Source organism: Bacillus sp. ZY-1-1 (genome assembly GCF_003047165.1).
In the GTDB taxonomy this organism is placed as follows: domain Bacteria; phylum Bacillota; class Bacilli; order Bacillales; family Bacillaceae; genus Bacillus; species Bacillus velezensis.
Genome location: NZ_CP027061.1, coordinates 1,931,181 through 1,951,887 on the forward strand (window position 1 = coordinate 1,931,181; position 20,707 = coordinate 1,951,887).

At 48.9% G+C, this 20,707-nt stretch carries 5 protein-coding genes and 1 pseudogene; 5 read left to right on the top strand and 1 reads right to left on the bottom strand.

Annotated features, from left to right (window positions below; genetic code table 11):
- Positions 1-94: 94 nt before the first annotated feature.
- A complete protein-coding gene (locus C5I45_RS10130) occupies positions 95-637 on the bottom strand; it encodes an IseA DL-endopeptidase inhibitor family protein (protein WP_003153852.1) in 543 nt (180 codons plus the stop codon).
- Positions 638-865: 228 nt separating this feature from the next.
- Here C5I45_RS10130 and C5I45_RS10135 point away from each other — a divergent pair, with 228 nt between their 5' ends.
- From C5I45_RS10135 to C5I45_RS10160, 5 genes and pseudogenes are all read left to right on the top strand, one after another.
- A complete protein-coding gene (locus C5I45_RS10135; RefSeq protein WP_003153854.1) occupies positions 866-2,254 on the top strand; it encodes an MATE family efflux transporter in 1,389 nt (462 codons plus the stop codon).
- 114 nt (positions 2,255-2,368) lie between these two features.
- Positions 2,369-3,337 carry an aldose 1-epimerase gene (locus tag C5I45_RS10140; RefSeq protein WP_107994591.1) on the top strand — a complete coding sequence of 323 codons (969 nt, stop codon included), beginning with the start codon at positions 2,369-2,371 and terminating at the stop codon, positions 3,335-3,337.
- A gap of 18 nt (positions 3,338-3,355) precedes the next feature.
- Positions 3,356-4,831: a D-alanyl-D-alanine carboxypeptidase/D-alanyl-D-alanine endopeptidase gene (dacB, locus tag C5I45_RS10145; protein WP_025852236.1), complete on the top strand. Its 1,476-nt coding sequence runs from the start codon at positions 3,356-3,358 to the stop codon at positions 4,829-4,831.
- 479 nt (positions 4,832-5,310) lie between these two features.
- A pseudogene (locus C5I45_RS10155) lies at positions 5,311-12,982 on the top strand (amino acid adenylation domain-containing protein).
- Between the two features lie 25 nt (positions 12,983-13,007).
- Complete coding sequence (locus tag C5I45_RS10160) at positions 13,008-20,705, top strand: non-ribosomal peptide synthetase (protein ID WP_107994363.1); 7,698 nt, start codon at positions 13,008-13,010, stop codon at positions 20,703-20,705.
- Positions 20,706-20,707 lie beyond the last annotated feature (2 nt).

The following is a 20,707-nucleotide window of genomic DNA, read 5'->3' on the forward strand; positions in this document are numbered from 1 at the left end:
CCTTGTTATACAAGGGGTTTTTGAGTTGAATATTTCGCAAGAGCCTGGTGGAAATGATGTGAAAAAAGCCCGCTGTAAGCAAGCGGGCTTTTTCTTATATGACAGCATCAAATTGATTGACTTTCCAAACGTTGTTTTCTTTTACGAATGTTACATCGCGTTTTGCTGACGGGGAACCGTCAAGAGTCGGTACAGTGAAGCGGTATGTTTGAACGCTTCCTTTTTTAGAAAGAAGAGTCATTTTTGCTTTTTTCCAATTCAGGAGGTTATCTCCGTCGCCGACCGGAACAGCCAATTTGCCGTCTTTTACAGTGAAGTGGTAATCTTTGAGCCCTTTGTCAATCGCTTGCTTTGTAAAAGCGGGTGTCAGATATTTTACGGCTTTCGCTTTTGTTCCGAGGTCTTTGCACATAAATACGTATTGAAGATTTTGATATTCAAACGGTTCAGATGTGCAATTTGTGTTTGGTTTAAGCGCACTGCCGCTCATCGTGTTCCAGAAATGTTCTCTCGCTGACAGGGCCAGCTGAAGTGCTTGTTTTTGTGTAAGGTCATTAGATGCATTTTTGGCGGTCGCCGCAGTGCCCAATGACAGAATCAATGTAATAGTAGTGAGGAATAATAGCCATTTTTTCATGATATAATCTCTCCTTCAATCAATCTCTTTCTCTTATGTTACAAATGTTACAATAATTACGGTAAGATTACAATACCTTTTCAGAAATATTTTCCGGACTTTTTATTTTTATGGTTTATTTCCATGTAAGACGTGAGAAAAAGATAAAGAGTTTCATTGAACAAAAGGTTTTTACAAGCTGTCTGCTGAGTAATAAAATGGAAGAAAATCAAAAAAGGAGTCCTACATATGGAAGTACAAGATCATTTAGAAACAGCGGAAGGCCGCGGCCAGTCTGTCTGGCGATCGATGTCACTGTTTTTAGTGCCGCTGCTTTTAAGCAATGTATTGCAATCTGTCGGCCAATTGGTCGGAATGGTATTTGTCGGAAGGTGGCTCGGAGTTGATGCGCTTGCCGCCGTATCGTCTTTTTTTCCGCTGTTTTTTCTGCTGATCTCCTTTACGATCGGAATCGGTTCGGGAAGTTCCATTCTGATCGGGCAGGCTTACGGCGCGAAAAACGAAGAGAGGATGAAGGCGATTGTCGGCACTACACTGACTTTTACCTTTATGCTCGGTGTTGTTCTGGCAGTTGTCGGCAGTGTGTTTACGCTTGATATTCTGCGGCTGATGGGAACGCCGGAAAACGTAATAGATGTCAGTGTCCGATATGCGCGCATTTTGTTTTGCGCAATGCCGCTGATGTTTTTATATTTTGCGTATACGACATTTTTACGCGGAACGGGAGATTCAAAGACTCCGTTTTATACGTTAATCGTCAGTACAGTCATAAACATCGGGCTCTTGCCCTTATTGATTCTCGGGCTTTTCGGACTTCCGAAGTTCGGCATTTACGGTTCGGCGTATGCAACCGTGATTTCAAACATCGTGACATTTATCGTACTCATGGTTTATTTGCGGAAAAGGAAACATCCCTTGGCATTTGACCGGACTGCGCTCCGTTCTCTTAAAATGGACAAAAAGCTGCTCGCGCTTTTACTCCGTCTCGGTATTCCGTCGAGCATCAATATGATTCTCGTGTCACTTTCTGAAATTGCGGTCATTTCATTTGTCAATCATTACGGATCAAACGCGACGGCTGCTTACGGGGTCGTCAACCAAGTGGCGAGTTATGTGCAGATGCCGGCGGTAAGCCTCGGTATCGCCGTTTCAATTTTTGCCGCCCAATCCATTGGCGCCAATCAATTCGGCCGGCTGAAGCAGGTCATCAAAGTCGGCATCGGCCTGAATTATTTGATCGGCGGGGTTTTGATTGTGCTGATTTACACCTTCTCCCGGCAGATACTGGCTTTGTTTTTAACCGATCAGGATACACTCCGCATTGCCCGCAATCTGATTATGATTACCCTTTGGAGCTATCTGATTTTCGGTCACGCTCAGATTGTTTCAGCAACAATGCGGGCGAGCGGTACGGTGTTATGGCCGACGATTATCAGCATTTTTACGATTTGGGGAATTGAAGTGCCTGTGGCCTTTATTCTTTCTCATTATACGAATCTCGGCATTCTTGGCATTTGGGTCGGTTATCCGGCGGCTTTTGTCGTCAGCCTGCTGCTGCAATACGGGTATTACCGGTTTGTATGGAAGAAAAAACAGATTACCCGGCTGATTCAATAAGGTTTTACCGCACATCGCTCAATTCATACGGGCGATGTTTTTTTAGAGAAGGAAAATGAGTTTAGAAAATGGAATTCCTATACATGCTAGAAAACAAGGAAAGGGCAGGTGCTTATGACGATTGAACATACGACTTATTTAGGAGTTTCAGCCATAAAGGCGGAGACTGATCAGGCTGAATGCATCATTGTGCCGGAGTGGGGATCAAATGTCATATCGCTTCGGGATAAAAGAACCGGTATGCGGCTTCTGAGAGAACCGGAAACTGCGGAGGAATTCCTCAAAAAACCGATGCTGTACGGCATTCCCGTTTTATTCCCGCCGAACCGGATTACGGACGGGACGTTTCGTTTTGACGGCCGCTCGTATCAATTCGAGATAAACGAAGAGGATAAACATAATCATATTCACGGCTTTCTTCACAATCAGCATTGGAAAGCGGCGGCAGCGAGAGAAGAGGGGGATGGAATGACAGTCGAAACAGAAATTGATCTTTCAAAGATTCCCCGTGTTCATAAACAATTTCCGCACGATGTCATTGTCCGGATGACCTATACATTAAAAGACAATGTGTTTACGCAGCGGGCGCTGATTATGAATAAGGGAACGGAGGCTTTTCCTTGGGGGCTAGGCTATCATTCCACATTTGTTTTCAATGAAGAGCGATCCCGTCTATTTTTGACGGCTGACCGCATGTGGGAATTAAATGAACGTTTCGTACCGACGGGCCGTTTATTGGATGTTCCTGATAAAGAAGCGTTCCGTCATGGGATGTCTTTGAAAAATAAACAGTTTGACGATGTTTTTCTTTCTTCCGGACGGAATGGCGGCAATAACGAAGCTGTTATTTATCATCCGAATGAGAAATTATCCGTTTTGTATCAGGCAGACACGTCTTTCAAGCATTGGGTGGTATATAACGGTGACGGAAAGCAGGGGTTTGTCAGTCTTGAGCCTTATACTTCCGTTACAGATGCATTTAATCTGAATCAGCCTGCATCACTGACAGGGCTTCAGATTCTGAAACCGGGCGAAGAAGCGGCTGCGTCATCCAGGATCACCATTTTGCATGACGAAGAATAGGAAAGAGGCGGGATATCATTGAAAACATATGTGAAACGCTTGTGCGCGGTGATTCTGCTTTTGATCATTGCCGAAGTTCCTTATATTGATGATGCGGCTAAGGCGGCTGAACAAAAAAATACTTTGCAAAAAGAGCTGGAACACATTCTGGATGAAGAACCCGCTTTAAAGGGAGCTTCAGCGGGCGTCAGTGTCCGGTCAGCAAAAACAGGGGAGGTGCTGTTCGGCAGCCGGGAAGATATGCGGCTGAGGCCTGCCTCATTGATGAAACTGCTGACGGCAGCTTCGGCGCTTTCCGTTCTCGGAGAAGATTACACCTTTAAGACAGAAGTACGGGCAGACGGCGCCGTGAGAGGAAAACAGCTGCGCGGAAACCTTTATCTCAGGGGAAAAGGCGATCCGACCCTATTGGCTTCTGATTTTGAGAAGATGGCTAAACAGGTCAAAGCCAGAGGCATCCGGGTCATTAAAGGAGATCTGGTCGGGGATGATTCGTGGTATGACGATACCAGGTATTCAGTTGATCTTCCGTGGAGTGATGAAGGCCAATATTATGGCGCGCAAGTATCAGCTCTTACCGCTTCCCCAAATGAAGATTATGATACCGGAACGGTGATTGCGGAAATCAGTCCGGCGAAACAGCCCGGTAAAAAGCCGCGCATTTCAATTTCTCCCTATACGGACATCGTTCGTGTGAAAAATGAAGTAAAAACCGTCGCTTCTGATGAAAAGAAAGAATTGACGGTTGAACGGGAGCACGGTGGCAATGTGATTACGATAAAGGGAACCATACCTGCCGGCTCGGCAAAGGCAAGAGAATGGGCGGCAGTGTGGGATCCGTCGTCCTATGCTTTAGATTTATGGAAACAAGCGCTTACTAAACAGGGTATAACTGTAAAAGGGAAAATCAGAACAGGCCGAATGCCGCACCGCACCCAGCTTGTCACATCACGGTCATCCATGCCTCTTTCAGAATTATTGATCCCGTTTATGAAACTGAGCAACAACGGGCACGCCGAAATTCTGATCAAGGAAATGGGAAAAGTGAAAAAAGGGGAGGGCAGCTGGGAAAAGGGCTTGGACGTGATGAAATCGGAGCTCAAATCGTTCGGGCTCAATCCGGATGAATTGATTGCAAGAGACGGATCCGGCGTTTCTCATATTAACGGCGTATCCGCCGGCCAAATCGGAGAGCTTTTGTATGCGGTTCAGAAAGAGAAGTGGTACCCGGCTTTCCTTCGTTCGCTCCCTGTCGCCGGTGCAAGCGACAGAATGACGGGAGGCACTCTTCGGAACCGGCTGAAGAATACTCCGGCAGAGGGCAAAATTAAAGCAAAAACCGGGTCACTAACATCAGTCAGTTCGATTGCCGGCTATGCAGACACAAAAACAGGAGATACGCTTATTTTTTCCGTGCTTCAAAACGGGCTGCTTGACGAAGATGACGGAAAAGACATTGAAGACAAAATCGCAGTCGTGCTGGCAAATCAATAAGAAGGGCCGGATCCTTAGAGGGTTCGGCTTTTTTGGTGTCTGTAAAACATTATATTGCGATTATGAATCAATCTTTTCAAAAAGTAATATCGGCAACATTATTCCTTTTTTTTACATGATACTTTCTTACTTGTTCACTGATTTTTCATTTTTTATCATAAAATTTCTTTTCAGAAGACAAAACCTTTTTAAAAGCGCAATTAATTATACATTTTATTCCTTATTATAGTGTTTTAGAACCAGTTTGCAGTGTGCATACATACTGTTTTACATGGTATAAAAATTATAGAAATGAAGAAGTGAAGTGAGGAATATATACTATATTCTAAAAAATGTTAGAAAAAATTTAATTTTTTATTGTGATTTCTAAAATATGTTTTAAAATAATGCTTATATGGATGATTTAGTCATATGCTGTCGAAATTTAATTGTAATTATTTCACTTTCTTATCCTCTTAAATTGAAATGGAGGGATTCCATTGAAGAACACTGTTTATTCTTTAACTCACGCCCAAAGAAGAGTCTGGTTTACAGAGCTGCTCGAGCCGGGCACAAGTATCTGCAATCTTGCGGCGTGCGTCAAATTCAGGGGGAATATCGACTTTGACGTATTGCGCCGTGCTTTAGATTTCTCTATCTTGCAAAATGATTCGCTCAGGTTTCAACTGACGGAAGGGGACGGCTCAGAACCCCAGCTGTATCTGGCCGGGCATCGGCCGATTTCTTTAGAGACCGTTGATTTTACTCATATTGATCAATCAGAGCGGGATGCATGGATTGACAAACAGACGCGTGTTCCGTTCAAGCTGTTTCATTCACCGCTGTATCATTTTACTCTGCTTGTCATGTCAGACGAAGAAGTTTGGCTTTATTCAAAATTTCACCATATTATTATGGACGGCATCTCGCTCAATCTGCTTGGCAATCAGCTCATTGAAATCTACCAAAAAATCATGCGAAGCGAGGATTTGGCCGAACACCAAAGCCCTTCCTATCTCAGCTACATGGAAAAAGAACAGCAATACTTACAGTCTTCCCGTTTTCAAAAAGACCGTTCATTTTGGACTGAAACATACCGAACCGTTCCGGAACACCTTTCACTGGCGGAACGAACCTCTCATCTTAGACAAAGCACTGCAGCTTCAAGAGATACAATCACTCTTTCCCACTCCTTAGAACAATCAATCCGGCGTTTTTGCAAAGATCATAATGTCAGCATCATCTCTCTGTTTATGGCTTCGTTATACATATGCATCAGCCGTCTGACGGCTAAAAAGGATATTGCCATCGGTACTTATTACGGAAACCGCGGTTCCAGGCTCGAAAAGGATATGCTCGGCATGTTCGTCAGCACGCTGCCGATCAGAATGACGGCAGATCCGGATGCGGAGTTCCTGTCTTTTGTCCGCAGTGTAGGAAAACAGCAGCTGTCTGTTATGCGGCACCAGAAATATCCTTACAATCTTTTTGTCAATGAATTAAGGCAGATTCATCACGACCTGCAAAATATCATCGGGATTTCGATGCAATACCAGCCTCTCGCGTGGCGTCAGGCAGAAGGTTTCGATTATGAAACGGCGATGTTTTTCAGCGGGCATACGGCAAATGAGCTGTCCATTTTAATTAAGGAGCGGACAGATACGGGATTGATTGAGCTGAATTTTGATTATCAATCCGCTTTATTTACTAAAACATCGATTAAACGAATTCAAACTCATTTGCTGACGATCGTTGAAAATGCCGTTAGAAATCCAAACCGGCTGATTCGGCATATTGATATGGCGGATGAAAAAGAAAAGAAACGGGTGTTAACTGCGTTTAACCGTACAGAAACGGTTGAACCGCCGGCTCCGACGCTTCACGGGCTGTTTACCCGCCGCGCCGCGCTTTCGCCGCATCGTCCGGCGCTCCGTTTTCCGGACGGTATGCTGACGTACGCCGAGCTTGACCAGTACACAGACAGGCTCGCCGTTCGGCTCCGACAAAAAGGCGTCCGCAAAGAAAGCATGGTCGGCGTACTCGCTGAACGCTCGCCGGAGATGGCGGTTTCAGTGCTTGCCGTGTTAAAAGCGGGAGGCGCCTACGTGCCGCTTGACCCGGAGTATCCTGAGGACAGGCTGCGCTATATGCTTGAGGACAGCGGCGCTTGTCTCCTGCTTGCACAGCCGGGGTTATCCGTTTCCGGTTTTTCCGGTGAAACGCTAGAAGCGTCTCTTTCTTCTCTGACAAGTGAGACGGAGACAGGGGCTGTCTCTGACGAAGCGGATGCTGATTCGCTCGCTTATATCATTTATACGTCCGGTTCGACGGGAACACCGAAGGGAGTGGCTGTTGAACACCGTCAGGCCGCCGCCTTTTTATCAGGGATGCAAGGGCAGTTTCCGTTAACGGAAGAGGATATTATCGTGCTGAAATCATCCTTTTCATTCGATGCCTCCATCTGGCAATTGTTTTGGTGGACGATATCCGGCGCATCCGTGTATCTGCTTCCTGCCGGCTGGGAGAAAGATCCTGTGCGGATGATTGAAGCTTTTTCTTCTGAAAAGGTGACGACCGCGCATTTTATTCCGGCGATGGTCAACAGCTTTTTAGACGCGCTGGAAACAGAGCCTGCGGAAACAAGAGCACGCCTCGGCAGAACACTGACACGCGTGTTCGCCGGAGGGGAAGCTCTTTCCCCGCTTACGGCTGCCCGGTTTGCCGATCTTCTGCCGGAGACCATGCTTATTCACGGCTATGGACCGACGGAAGCGACGGTTGATGCGGCATTTTACGTCTGTGACCGAAAACAGGACAGCGGACGAACGCGGCTTCCGATCGGAAAACCCGTTCCGGGTGCCCGTCTGTATGTATTAGATAGCGGAGGAACCATCCAGCCTGCGGGCGTGGCAGGAGAGCTGTACATCGCGGGGACCGGCGTGGCCCGGGGCTATCTGAACCGCCCTGAGCTGACGAAGGAGCGCTTTGTCGTTGATCCGTTTTATCCGGGAGAACGCATGTATCAGACGGGCGATATCGCACGCTGGACAGAAGACGGCCTTGTCGAATGGCTCGGCCGTTCAGACGGACAGGTGAAAGTCCGCGGCTACCGGATTGAACCGGGGGAAATCGAAGCGGCGATCCGGCGCATCGACGGCATTCGTGAGGCGGCGGTCACCGCCCGGACCGAACACGGCGAAACCGCGCTTTACGCCTATATTGAAGGACGAAAAAGCGATGACGTGCGGGCGGAGCTTGCCACACGTCTTCCGGCCTACATGATGCCGGCTCAGTTTATAGAGATGAGCGAATGGCCGGTCACGCCGAGCGGAAAGCTTGACCGCCGCGCGCTGCCGGCTCCCGGCGGAGCGGCAGACAGACAGGCGTACACCGCCCCGCGGAACGTCACAGAAATGAAGCTTTGCGCCCTTTGGGAAGAGGTGCTGAAAAACGGCCCCGTCGGCATCCGGGATCACTTTTTGAGCGGGGGAGGGCCATTCTGTTAAAAGCGAGGCTCTCGTCTCCCGCATCGCCAAAGAGTTCGGGTGTTCAGGTGCCGTTAACAGGACCATCTTCGCCCGGCCGGACGGTGGAAGAGCTCGCTTCGTTATTCAGGACTTGGAAGAAAGCTCGTATGAGCGATTCAGCCTGCCGAAAAAACAGGACACCTACCCCGGTGTCCTCAGCGCAGAAACGGATGTATGTGCTCCAGCAGCTTGAAGACGGCGGTGTCGGCTACAATATGCCGGCTGTGCTGGAACTGACGGGCCCGCTTGACCGCAGCCGGCTGGAGGAGACGTTCCGGCAGCTTGTTGAGCGCACGAGTCGCTCAGAACGTCCTTTGAAACGGGGCCTGACGGCGAACCGGTGCAGCGCATCCATGACAGACCGTGCCGTTTCAGCCTGATGAGGCCGAGTCAGCTGACGATTTCGTCCGGCCGTTTGTCTGGAGGAAGCGCCGCTCTTCCGTGCGGCCCTCGTGAATAAGAATCGGATGAACGTCACCTTTATTAACGGATATGCCATCATATAATTTCTGACGGTGTGTCCGTCAACACCTGAATAAAGAATTCGGGCGGGAGCCTGTACGCAGGCCGTTCGCTTGGGCCGATGCGGCCTTCAATATAAGACTATGCCGTCTGCAGCGTTTCGGTTCAAGTGAGAAAGAAGGAATATCAGAAGCAGGAAGCCTATTGGCTGAAGCGGCTTGAAGGAGAGCTTCCGGTGCTTGAACTTCCGGCTGACAAGCCCCGTCCGGCGGTCAGAAGCTTTGCGGGCGGCAGCGTATCGTGCACGCTTGACGCTGAAACGGCATCCGGCCTTCACCGCATCGCCCGGGATCACGGCTCCACTTTGTATATGGTGCTTCTCGCCGCGTACAATACGTTACTCGCGCGCCTGAGCGGGCAGGAAGACATCATCGTCGGCTCGCCGATTGCCGGGCGTCCGCACAAAGACCTTGAACCGATTCTCGGGATGTTCGTCAACACGCTTGCCATCAGAACGGAGCCGAAAGGAGACAAACGGTTCACCGATTATTTGGCGGAAGTCCGCCAGGCGGCGCTTGAGGCGTATGAACATCAGGACTACCCGTTTGAAGAGCTTGTGGAACGGCTCGGCGTGCAGCGGGACATGAGCCGCAATCCGCTGTTTGACGTGATGTTTATTCTTCAGAATATGGAGCGGGAGGAGATAAATCTGGCCGGTCTGAAGGCGTCACGATCAGAGCATACCGAACATGATGTATCAAGTTTTGACCTGACCTTATCAGCGGCTGAATCCGATGGAAACATCCGCTTTGAGATGGAATTCAGCACCGAGCTTTTTATGAAAGAAACGATTGAACGCTGGATGGGCCACTTACTGAATCTCTTGCGCCATGTTGCCGCCGAACCGGAAGTCACACTATCGAAAGCTGACATTTTGGATGAAGAAGAAAAACAAAAGTTACTGATTGAGTTTAATAACACACAAACCGAATTCATGGAAAAACACAAACTGTTTCACCAGCTGTTTGAAGAGAAAGCAGAAGAAACGCCTCATCAGACCGCTGTTATTGAAGGAGCACAACAGATCAGCTATTTACAGCTCAATGAGCGGGCAAACCGTCTTGCCCGAACACTGCAGAAAAATGGATTCGGTCCGGGAAAAAGAGCAGCCATATTAGCAAACCGTTCGATTGAAGCGATCGTCAGTGTTCTTGCGGTCATGAAATCAGGAGGGGCGTATATACCGGTTGACTCCCATTATCCTGAGGAACGGATTCGCTATTTATTAAAAGACAGCGCGGCCTCCGTCTTGATGGTGCAGTCAGAATACAAAGAACTTGCTTCACAGCTGACGGATCACAATTTATTTCTCATTCAGCTTGATCATGAAGATCAATACGATATTTCCGCAAAGAATATTCAGCCGGCAGCGTCACCGGATGATACCGCATATATCATATATACTTCGGGAACAACGGGAACGCCGAAGGGAGTCGAAGTCAGAAATCGCAGCTTTACGCATGCAGCACTTGCATGGCGCAGGATTTATGAGCTTGATCTTATACCGGTCAGAGTGCTGCAGATGGCGAGTTTCTCATTTGATGTATTTTCAGGGGATCTAGCACGCGCCCTGCTAAACGGGGGAACGCTTGTCATTTGTCCGGATGACGTCCGGCTTGAGCCGCAGCAGCTTTATCGGCTCATTGATCAGCACCGTATCACGTTTATGGAGTCGACACCCGCGCTGATTGTTCCGTTTATGGAATATATATACCGCCGGAAACTCGCGCTGCAAAGCGTAAAAATACTGGTACTTGGTTCAGATATGATCAAGTCGCAAGATTTTTATACGCTTCATGAACGCTTTGGGAAAGAAATGCGGATCATTAACAGCTACGGTGTAACAGAAGCGACAATTGATTCTTCGTATTATGAAGCCGAAATGAGCGAAGAGCCCCGGGAAGATGATGTGCCGATCGGTGTTCCGCTTCCGAATGTGCAAATGTACGTCTTAAACAAAGACAAACAGGTCCAGCCGATCGGCGTTTTCGGAGAGCTGTATATCGGAGGCGCCGGCGTCGCCAAAGGATATTGGGGACAGCCTGAGCTGACAGAGGACGCATTCAGTGACCCGTTACAAACGGGAGAAACGCTCTACAGAACCGGAGATCAGGCTTGCTGGCTGCCGGATGGAACTCTTCGTTTTAAAGGGCGGATCGATAAGCAGGTGAAGATCAGAGGCTACAGAATTGAGACGGGAGAAATAGAAAGTGTGCTTTTGAAACACGGTCAAGTCGAAGAAGCGGCTGTTACCGTGATGAAAGATGCCGAAGGACAAGCCCGATTAGCGGCATACGTCGTTCCTAAAGAGGCCGATATCTCATCACTCCGCCAGTCTCTTATGCAGGAGCTCCCGGCTTATATGATGCCGTCTCATATTATCGGTTTAGACAGCATGCCCCTTACACTGAACGGCAAACTTGATAAATCGGCATTGCCGGCAGAAGAGATACATTCATCACAGGCATTTGTCGCGCCCGGCGATGAAAAACAGGCGATGTTATGCCGGATTTGGGAAGATGTGCTTCATATTCAGAAAGCGGGAATTCATCACTCTTTCTTTGAGCTTGGGGGAGATTCCATTAAGGCGCTTCAAGTGTCAGCCCGACTCGCCGGAGAAGGCTGGAACATGTCGATCCGCGATTTGTTTCAGTTCCCGACGATTGCAGAACTCGCGAAGCACCTCACGCCGGCTGTTGCAACGGCTGATCAGGGCCCGATAGAAGGAAGCGCTCCGCTGACACCGATCCAGCAGAGATTTTTTGAGGAGCCGGGTGCGTTTGAGCTTCATTATAACCAATCAGTCATGCTGTGCAGTGAAGACAGCCTCGAAATAGATGCGCTGTATCAGGCGGTTTGCGCGCTGACAGAACATCATGATGCGCTGCGAATGACTTTCACTGAAAATGAGCATGGGGAAGTTGTTCAATATAACCGCGGAATCACAGAGCAGCATGAAGAAATCTTTACGCTTAACGTCATAGATCTTTCAGAAGAAACACAGCCGGAAAAACGGATAGCCGCTGAGGAAAAAGAAATACAGCAGGCTATGCGCCTTGATCAAGGCCCTCTGCTTCATCTCGGAGTGTTCAGGCTGAAAGAAGCCGACCATCTGCTCATCACGATTCATCACCTTATCACGGACGGCGTGTCGTGGAGAATATTGCTTGAAGATCTGCAGACAGCATATCAGCAGGCATTGGACGGCAAACAAATCGAACTGCCGCCGAAAAGCGATTCTTATATAAAGTATGCCGAAGAGCTTTTTGACATTTCCAAGAGCAAAGCATTGCTGGAGGAAGCCGCATACTGGGACAGCGTGATGTCTGGTGAAACAGCGCCGCTGCCGAAAATAACTGATGAAAACGCCGGACGATTGCAGGAAAACGCGCGCACTGCATCATGGATATTAAGCAGCGAAGTCACGAAGCAGCTGCTGATGGAAACACAGCAGGCGTACGGAACGGATGTTCATGAATTGCTTTTAACGGCGCTTGGAATGACGCTTCATGAGTGGACGGGTTCCGAACAGATCCTTATCAGCACTGAAGGACACGGACGCCAGGGGCATATTCCTGACATTGATATGTCAAGAACGGCGGGCTGGTTTACATCTGTTTACCCGGTGCTTTTGGATATGAGAGTGCCGGACGGCTCAGGGGAAACAACCGCGCACCGCATAAAGACGGTAAAAGACATGATGAGACGGGTTCCTCATCACGGAACCGGCTACGGGCTGCTGAGATATTCGCGAAACATTAATTATAAAGACCCAGAAATAAGCTTTAACTATCTCGGTGCGTTTGACGGTCTTGAGGGGACACTGAAGATGTCACCGTTCAAGCCGCAGCATGATATAGCGGCCGGGCGCATCCGCGAGTTTGATCTGGATATTAATGCGATGGTGGCGGCCGGGCAACTGGAGGTAAAAGCCGTTTATACAGATGTATTTGCACCGGGGGCAATCGAGTTCTTCATGAATCGTTTCCATACTCACCTCGAGGACATCATCGCCCACTGTTCCGGCAAAAAAGAGCGGGAAAAAACATTAACGGATTACAGCCATACAGAATTGACCGCTCAAGCCCTATCAAGCATTGAAGATCTCGTAAAAGGACTTTAATTTCATAAAAAGGTGTGTGGCATTCGTGACACAAGCGACAGAAATTCAAGATATTTACCCTTTATCATATATGCAGGAAGGCATGCTGTTTCATTCGCTTCTGGATTCCGGATCAAACGCATATGTCGAGCAGATTTCGTTTACAGTCAGCGGGGATTTATGCATTGATACATTCCAAAAAAGTCTGGATATGCTTGTCAGCCGTTATGATATTTTCAGAACGATTTTCATAAAAGAAGTGCCTGACCTTGAAGGGCCGCAGCAGGTTGTCCTTTCACGCCGTGACACTGCCGTACGGACTGAAGACATTTCAGATTATTCGGAAGAACGGCAGCAAAGCATCATTGACAAATTCAAGGAAACCGACCGGCATAAGGGGTTTGATCTGCAAAAAGGCCCCTTAATGCGCCTGACTCTTTTTCAAACGGGAGAAAACCGCCATACGTGCGTTTGGACTCATCATCACATTATGATGGACGGCTGGAGCTTGGGCCTTGTACTGAAAGATTTCTTCAGCATGTATTATGCGATCCGGAGCGGGCGGCCTGTAAACCTCGGCAGTCCGGCTCCTTACAGCACTTATATCAAATGGCTCCGAAGCAGGAATAAAGAAGAAACGTCAGCGTTCTGGTCGCGCTGCTTGGAAGATTACGGAGAAACCGTTTCCGTTCCGCAAACGAAGAATAAGGCGGCGCAAAACGGTTATGCATCTGAGTATTTCCAATTTTTCCTTGAGCCTGAAACCGTACAAAAACTGACAGACATTGCCCGAGGCATCGGGGTCACGCTGAATACTATATTTACGGGCATTTGGGGTCTGCTTCTCCATCGTTACAACGGGACTGAAGATGCCGTCTTCGGTTCGGTTGTTTCCGGCAGGCCTTCAGCTATCAGCGGCATTGAATCCATGGCCGGACTGTTTATCAATACCGTGCCAGTAAGGGTGCGCGCGGCTGGTGATATGACTTTTTCTTCTCTTCTCAAAAAGGTGCAAAAAGAGTCACTCGCTGCGGAAGAGCACAGCTATTATCCGCTTTATGACATTCAAAACGAGAGCGGCCTGCAAAAAGATCTCTTGAATCACATCCTGGTTTTTGAAAATTATCCGGTTCAGATGCAGGCTGCGGTAAACGGCTGGCAGCAAACGGAAAGCAGTGCGCTCTCACTTGAAAACTTTTCGATGGCGGAGGAAACCAATTACGATCTTAACGTCGTCATCGTTCCGGGAGAAGAGCTTTATGTGAAATTCAGCTACAATGCGGGCATCTACGATCGGGAAGACATGAAACGGATCAAAGGGCATATTCTGAAGGTCATCTCCTGTGTAACGGAAGATCCGGACAGGCTTTTATCAAGCATCAGTCTCGTACCACCGGAGGAAGAAGCCCTGATTCATTCGTTTAACGAAACGAACCGTCCGTACCCTGAGACAACCGTTCATGGGCTGTTTGAAGAACAGGCGGCAAAAACGCCTGACCAAGAGGCGTTGAGATATAACGGGGTAAGCTGGAGCTACAAGAAATTAAATCAGCGGGCAAATCAGATTGCCCATGCGTTAAGGGAAAAAGGCGCCCGTTCAGATCAGATCACCGCTGTTATGCTGCGCCGATCAATGAGTACGGTTGCCGCTCTGCTCGGAATTTGGAAGTCGGGCAGCGCCTATATGCCGATTGATGCGGAATTTCCGCCTGAACGGATTTCATTTTTACTGAGAGACAGTGAAGCCTCACTGCTCCTGACTGAAAAAGACCTGCTCCCCCTCATTCCGCCGCATTTCAAGGGCAGCGTCGTCATCATGGAGGAAACGGTTTCCCAGCAGACTGCACCGCTTCCGCCGGTGTCTGACAGCGGAAATTGGGCGTATGTCATTTACACTTCCGGAACGACAGGCCGGCCGAAAGGGGTGCTTGTACAACACAAAGCGATCAGCAATACATTGCAATGGCGGCGTGAAGAATACGGGATGACAGAAGGAGACATAGCGCTTCATCTTTTTTCATACGTATTTGACGGGTCATTAACGAGTCTTTTCACTCCGCTTCTGTCGGGCGCCTGTGTACTGTTAACTGATGAAGATGATGCGAAAGACGTCCTTTCAATAAAACAGAAAATCGCCCGCCACGGAGTGAGCCATCTTCTGATCGTTCCGTCTCTGTATCGCGTTCTGCTTGATTCGCTGACGAAAAAGGATGCGCAAACGCTTCGGGCGGTGACATTTGCCGGGGAAGCGGCCACCCCTGATATCGTGGAAGCGAGCCGCAACATATGCCCGAATGCCGAGCTGCTGAATGAATACGGCCCGACGGAAAACAGTGTGGCCACGACGATTCTGCGCAACCTGCAAAAAAGCAGCCGGATTACGATCGGGCGCCCGATTGCCAACACTTCTGTCTATATGATGCACGGAGATCGGCTGCAGCCGGTCGGAGCCGTCGGTGAACTGTGTATTTCCGGAAAAGGTCTGGCGGACGGATATTTTCAGCAAAAAGAGCTGACGGACAAAGTCTTTACCTCTCATCCGTTTCGTAAAGGTGAACGGCTGTACAGAACGGGAGATGCAGCCCGATTTTTACCGGACGGAACGATTGAATATATGGGACGCTTTGACGATCAGGTGAAGGTAAGAGGTTACAGAATTGAATTGGGAGAAATCGAAACGGCACTCAGAAGTCTGTCCGGGGTAAAAGAGGCGGCAGTCACCGTGCGCAGAACGGCGGACGGGGAACAGGAGCTTGCAGCTTATGTCGTACTGGAAAACGCGGGTGTGACATTTGATCCTCATGCCGAATTGGCCGGGAGATTACCTGCTTATATGATCCCGGGAAGCTTTACCAAATTGACGGAAATGCCGCTGTCTGTGAGCGGAAAACTTGACCGGGCCGCACTTCCTGAGCCGAAAGAAGCCGAGAGAACCGGTGATTATCAAGCTCCGCGCACAATGCTTGAGACTGAGCTGCTGTCTATTTGGCAAGAAGTGCTGAAACGGGAACACATCAGTATGAGAGATGATTTCTTCCAAATCGGCGGACAGTCGCTGAAAGCCGCGTCGCTTGTTTCAAACATACATAAACGGCTGCAAATTGAACTTGCCGTCCGCCATGTTTTTGAACATCCGACCATCGAGAGCATGGCCCGCTTCCTAGAACAGAGGAAAAGAGGAGAATATGCAGAAATCACGCCTGCGGAGGCAAAGGACCTGTACCCGCTATCTTTTGCGCAAAAAAGGCTTTATGCCCTTCATCAGCTTGCGGCGGACAGTACGGGCTATCATATGCCCGCTTGTCTGGAACTGAGCGGCAGACTCAACCGTGATCGTCTGCACGAAGCCTTTTCAGCGCTGTTACAAAGGCATGAAGCGTTACGGACATCATTTGTTTTACGAAACGGGGAGCCGATGCAGCACGTACATTCACATGTCGATCTCGATCTCACAGAGATTCACATGCCATCCGGGACACTTCTTCAAGAGGCGATGGAAACTTTCGTCAAACCGTTTGACGTGGAAAAAGCGCCGCTTTTGAGAGTGACTTTAGCCAAAGCCACTGAAGAACGTCATTTTCTGCTGCTTGATATGCATCATCTTATCGCAGACGGTGTGTCAATGAGCGTTCTGATCCAAGAATTGACGGATTTGTACAGAGGAAAAGAGCTGCGGCCGTTAAAACTTCAGTACAAAGATTTTTCCGTCTGGCAGCATGAGCGGTTCGCCGCTGAAGAATTCAAAAGACATGAGCGGTATTGGCTGGATGCGATCGGGGAAAATATTCCCGTTCTTGATCTGCCGCTCGATAAAAAGCGCCCGCAGCTTCCTGATTTCAGCGGGTCCGTTGTTCGAACGCGCCTACAAAAAGAAACGGCGGAGAATTTGCGCCGGCTCATGGATGAGACGGGTTCGACACTGTATATGATTCTTTTGGCAGGCTACTCCTTGTTCCTTTCTAAATTGAGCGGGCAGGAGGACATTGTCGTCGGTTCACCTGCGGCCGGCAGAAGCCGCGCTGAGCTTGATGGGGTCATCGGCATGTTTGTAAATACCGTGGCAATGAGAAGCAGGCCGAAAGGGGATAAAACATTCCGCGCTTATTTAGAAGAGGTGAAAATGCTCGCCCTCGGCGCAGCCGAACATCAGGCCTTCCCGTTTGAAGAACTTGCCCAAAAGCTTGATACACACCGGGAAGTCAATCGCAATCCGCTGTTTGATGCCATGCTCGTTTTGCAAAACAGTGATGATTTCAAAGTGAACCTTCCGGGCTTATCCGTTTCTTCACATGCAGTGAAACATGACATTTCAAAATTCGACTTGACGCTTCATGCCGAGGAACAGCCGGACGGCACACTGGATTTTCATTTTGAATACAGTACCGCGTTGTTTGAAAAAGGTACGATCGAACGGTGGGCCGGTCATTTTAAAGAGCTTTTAGGACAAATCGCATCGGATGATGAGCGGAAGCTGTCTGACATTCATTTGCTGGACACAAATGAGCGGCAGATGCTTCTTCAAGCGGAAAATCAAACAGCTGAGTATCCGAGGCATGAGACGATCGTCAGTTTATTTGAGGCACAGGCGGAAAAAATGCCGGATCAAATTGCAGCCGTTATGTCCGATGAGCGTCTCACCTACCGCGAGCTCAATGAAAAGGCGGATCGAATCGCCGATATGCTGTCGGAAAACGGCATCCGCTCCGGACAGATTGTCGGAATTATGACCGAACGATCCCCTGATATGCTGATCGGGATTCTCGGTATTTTAAAATCGGGAGGAGCTTATCTGCCGATTGATCCTGACTATCCTGACGAGCGGATTTCATTTATGCTGACTGACAGCGGCGCGCGTGTTCTGTTGACGCAATCGGGTCTTGGGATATCCGGAATGGACGGGCTGCCGGTTTTATACATCGATAAGCCTGAATCCGTTTCAGCAGACAGAACGAAAGAAATGATAACGCCTGAACAGCCGGCTTACGTGATTTACACATCGGGCACAACCGGAAAACCGAAAGGCGTTATGACGGAACACCGCAATGTCATCAGCCTTATCACACATAAAGGACTGCCGTTTGATTTCGGCTCTGGAGACGTCTGGACCCTGTTCCACTCCTATTGCTTTGATTTTTCTGTCTGGGAAATATTCGGCGCGCTCTTATACGGCGGAAAGGTAGTTATCGTGCCGAAAGAAACTGCCCGTGATCCGCATTTGTACCGGCAGCTGCTGCAAAGTGAAGGCGTAACGGTGCTGAACCAAACGCCGACGGCTTTTTCCGGACTCATTCATGAAGAAGCCGGGCATGCGGACAAGCTGAAGCTTCGATATGTCATTTTCGGCGGAGAAGCGCTCCAGCCCGGCATGCTGAAAAGCTGGAAAGAGAAGTACCCGGAGACAGAGCTTGTTAATATGTACGGCATTACGGAAACCACGGTTCACGTCACATGCAAAAAACTGAATATGGATGATATTGAGAGAAATAAAAGCAATATCGGCAGACCGCTGGAAACCCTCTATGCTTTTGTCATGGACGCCTATATGAATCCGCAGCCGATCGGAATTCCAGGTGAGCTTTATATCGGCGGGGAAGGCGTCGCGAGGGGATATGTAAACAGGGATGATTTAACCGCCTCCCGGTTCATCACGAATCCGTACATTACCGGCATGCGGCTCTACCGGACGGGCGATATTGCCAAAAGACTCTCAAATGGCGAGCTGGAATATGTCGGGCGGAAAGATGCGCAAGTAAAAGTCAGAGGCCACAGAATTGAGCTGGGAGAAATAAAATCAGCGCTGCAGGAGCTTTCCTTCGTGAAAGAGGCCGCCGTGATCACACGTGCTGATCAGCACGGTCAGCACTCCATTTACGCATACGCGGTCCTACACGGGAACGAAAAGATAAAAGAAGCAGAGATTCAGGCCTCTCTCAGAGCTTTTCTGCCGGAATATATGATTCCCGCCCGTTTGATAGAGCTTGATGAACTGCCTTTGACGGCGAATGGGAAGCTGGACGAGAAGGCGCTCCCGCAGCCTGAATTAAATGAAAGCCTTGGAGATGATATCAGCCTGAGAAATGAAACTGAAGAAATGATGGCTGACATCTGGGAAGAACTTTTAGGTGTTGAAGGACTCGGCCCCAATGCTCATTTCTTCCATCTCGGCGGGGATTCGATTAAAGCGCTGCAAGTATGTGCGAGGCTGAAACAGCAGGGCTATGAAACGACCGTCCGCGAGCTGTTCGAGCATCAGACACTGGGAGAAGTGTCGATGCGGCTCCGGAAAGTCCGCCGCGTGATTGATCAGGCTCCCGTCACGGGAGACGTGCCGCTGACGCCGATACAGCACTGGTTCTTTTCGCAATCATTGCCGCATGATCATTTTAATCAGTCCGTTATGCTCAGCAGTGCGGACAGAATCAATGAATCTGCTATGAGAAAAGCGCTGGCACAGCTCGCGGTTCATCATGACGCATTACGGATGGTATGCGGCACGCAAAACGGATCAGTGATTCAATATAACAGAGCGGATAACCTTTCTGAAGAAGAACTCTTTACGTTTGAAACGCATGACGTGAGAGGGAAAGGGTCATTACAAGAGGAACACGCCGCAATTGAACAGGCGGCCGCCCGCATTCAAACTTCCATTCGGCTGGAGACGGGTCCGCTCGTAGCTGTCGGTTTATTTCATGCCGCTGATGGCGATCATCTGCTGCTTTCCATTCATCACCTTGTCATTGACGGAGTGTCATGGCGGATTTTATTTGAAGATCTCACCGCGTGCTACAGGCAGGCGCTCGAAGGAAAAGAAGCCGCGCTTCCGGCAAAAACCGATTCCTATCAGACTTACGCGAAGCAAATCTCTGATTATGCAAAAAGCCGCCGGCTGTTACAGGAAGCAGACTACTGGTCCGAAAGAGAAAAAGCGGCGGTCAAACCGCTTCCGAAAGATACCCGCATCTCTTCCAATCTTCTGAAAGATACAGATGTGATGACCGTTACATTGACAAAACAGGAGACCGAGCAGCTGTTAACGGAAGCGAACAGAGCATACACAACAGAGACGGGCGAATTATTGCTTGCCGCGTTAAGCCTAGCGCTGAACAGATGGACCGGAAACGAGACATTCAAAATCAGCCTGGAAGGCCACGGAAGGGAAGAGCACCTGGAGCATCTTGATATCAGCAGAACCATCGGCTGGTTTACGTCAATTTATCCGGTATTGGTTGACGCAAGTTTTCAAGATCAGCCTGATGACGGCGAGCGTCTCGGTTATCACATTAAGCGGACAAAAGACATGATGCGCCGCATACCGCATAAAGGAGCGGGATACGGGGTGCTGAAATATATAAGCAAACTATGGGGAGAGACTGAATCTGATTCTCCTGAAATCAGTTTTAACTATCTGGGACAGTTTGACCGGGAAATCCGTTCCAGCGGCTTCGGTGTTTCTCCCGTAAAAGCGGGAAATGAAGTCAGCCCAGACTGGGAACGTCCGTACACACTTGATATCAGCGGCTCCGTATCGTCGGAATGTCTCAGCATGCATGTCGTGTACAACCGTTTTCAGTATCAAAAAGAAACAATTGAAGTTTTGACGGGATATTTTCATACCTTTCTCAAGCAGATCATCACGCATTGCACAGGCAAAGAGGAGCGTGAATGGAGCGCCGCTGATTTCAGTGATGAGGAGTTAACGCTGGAAGATCTGAATGACATTATGGGAGCCGTCAACAAACTATAGAA

Coding starts and splice junctions, on each gene's coding strand:
- C5I45_RS10130 (WP_003153852.1), bottom strand. CDS start 637: ATGAAAAAATGGCTATTATTCCTCACTACTATTACATTGATTCTGTCA.
- C5I45_RS10135 (WP_003153854.1), top strand. CDS start 866: ATGGAAGTACAAGATCATTTAGAAACAGCGGAAGGCCGCGGCCAGTCT.
- C5I45_RS10140 (WP_107994591.1), top strand. CDS start 2,369: ATGACGATTGAACATACGACTTATTTAGGAGTTTCAGCCATAAAGGCG.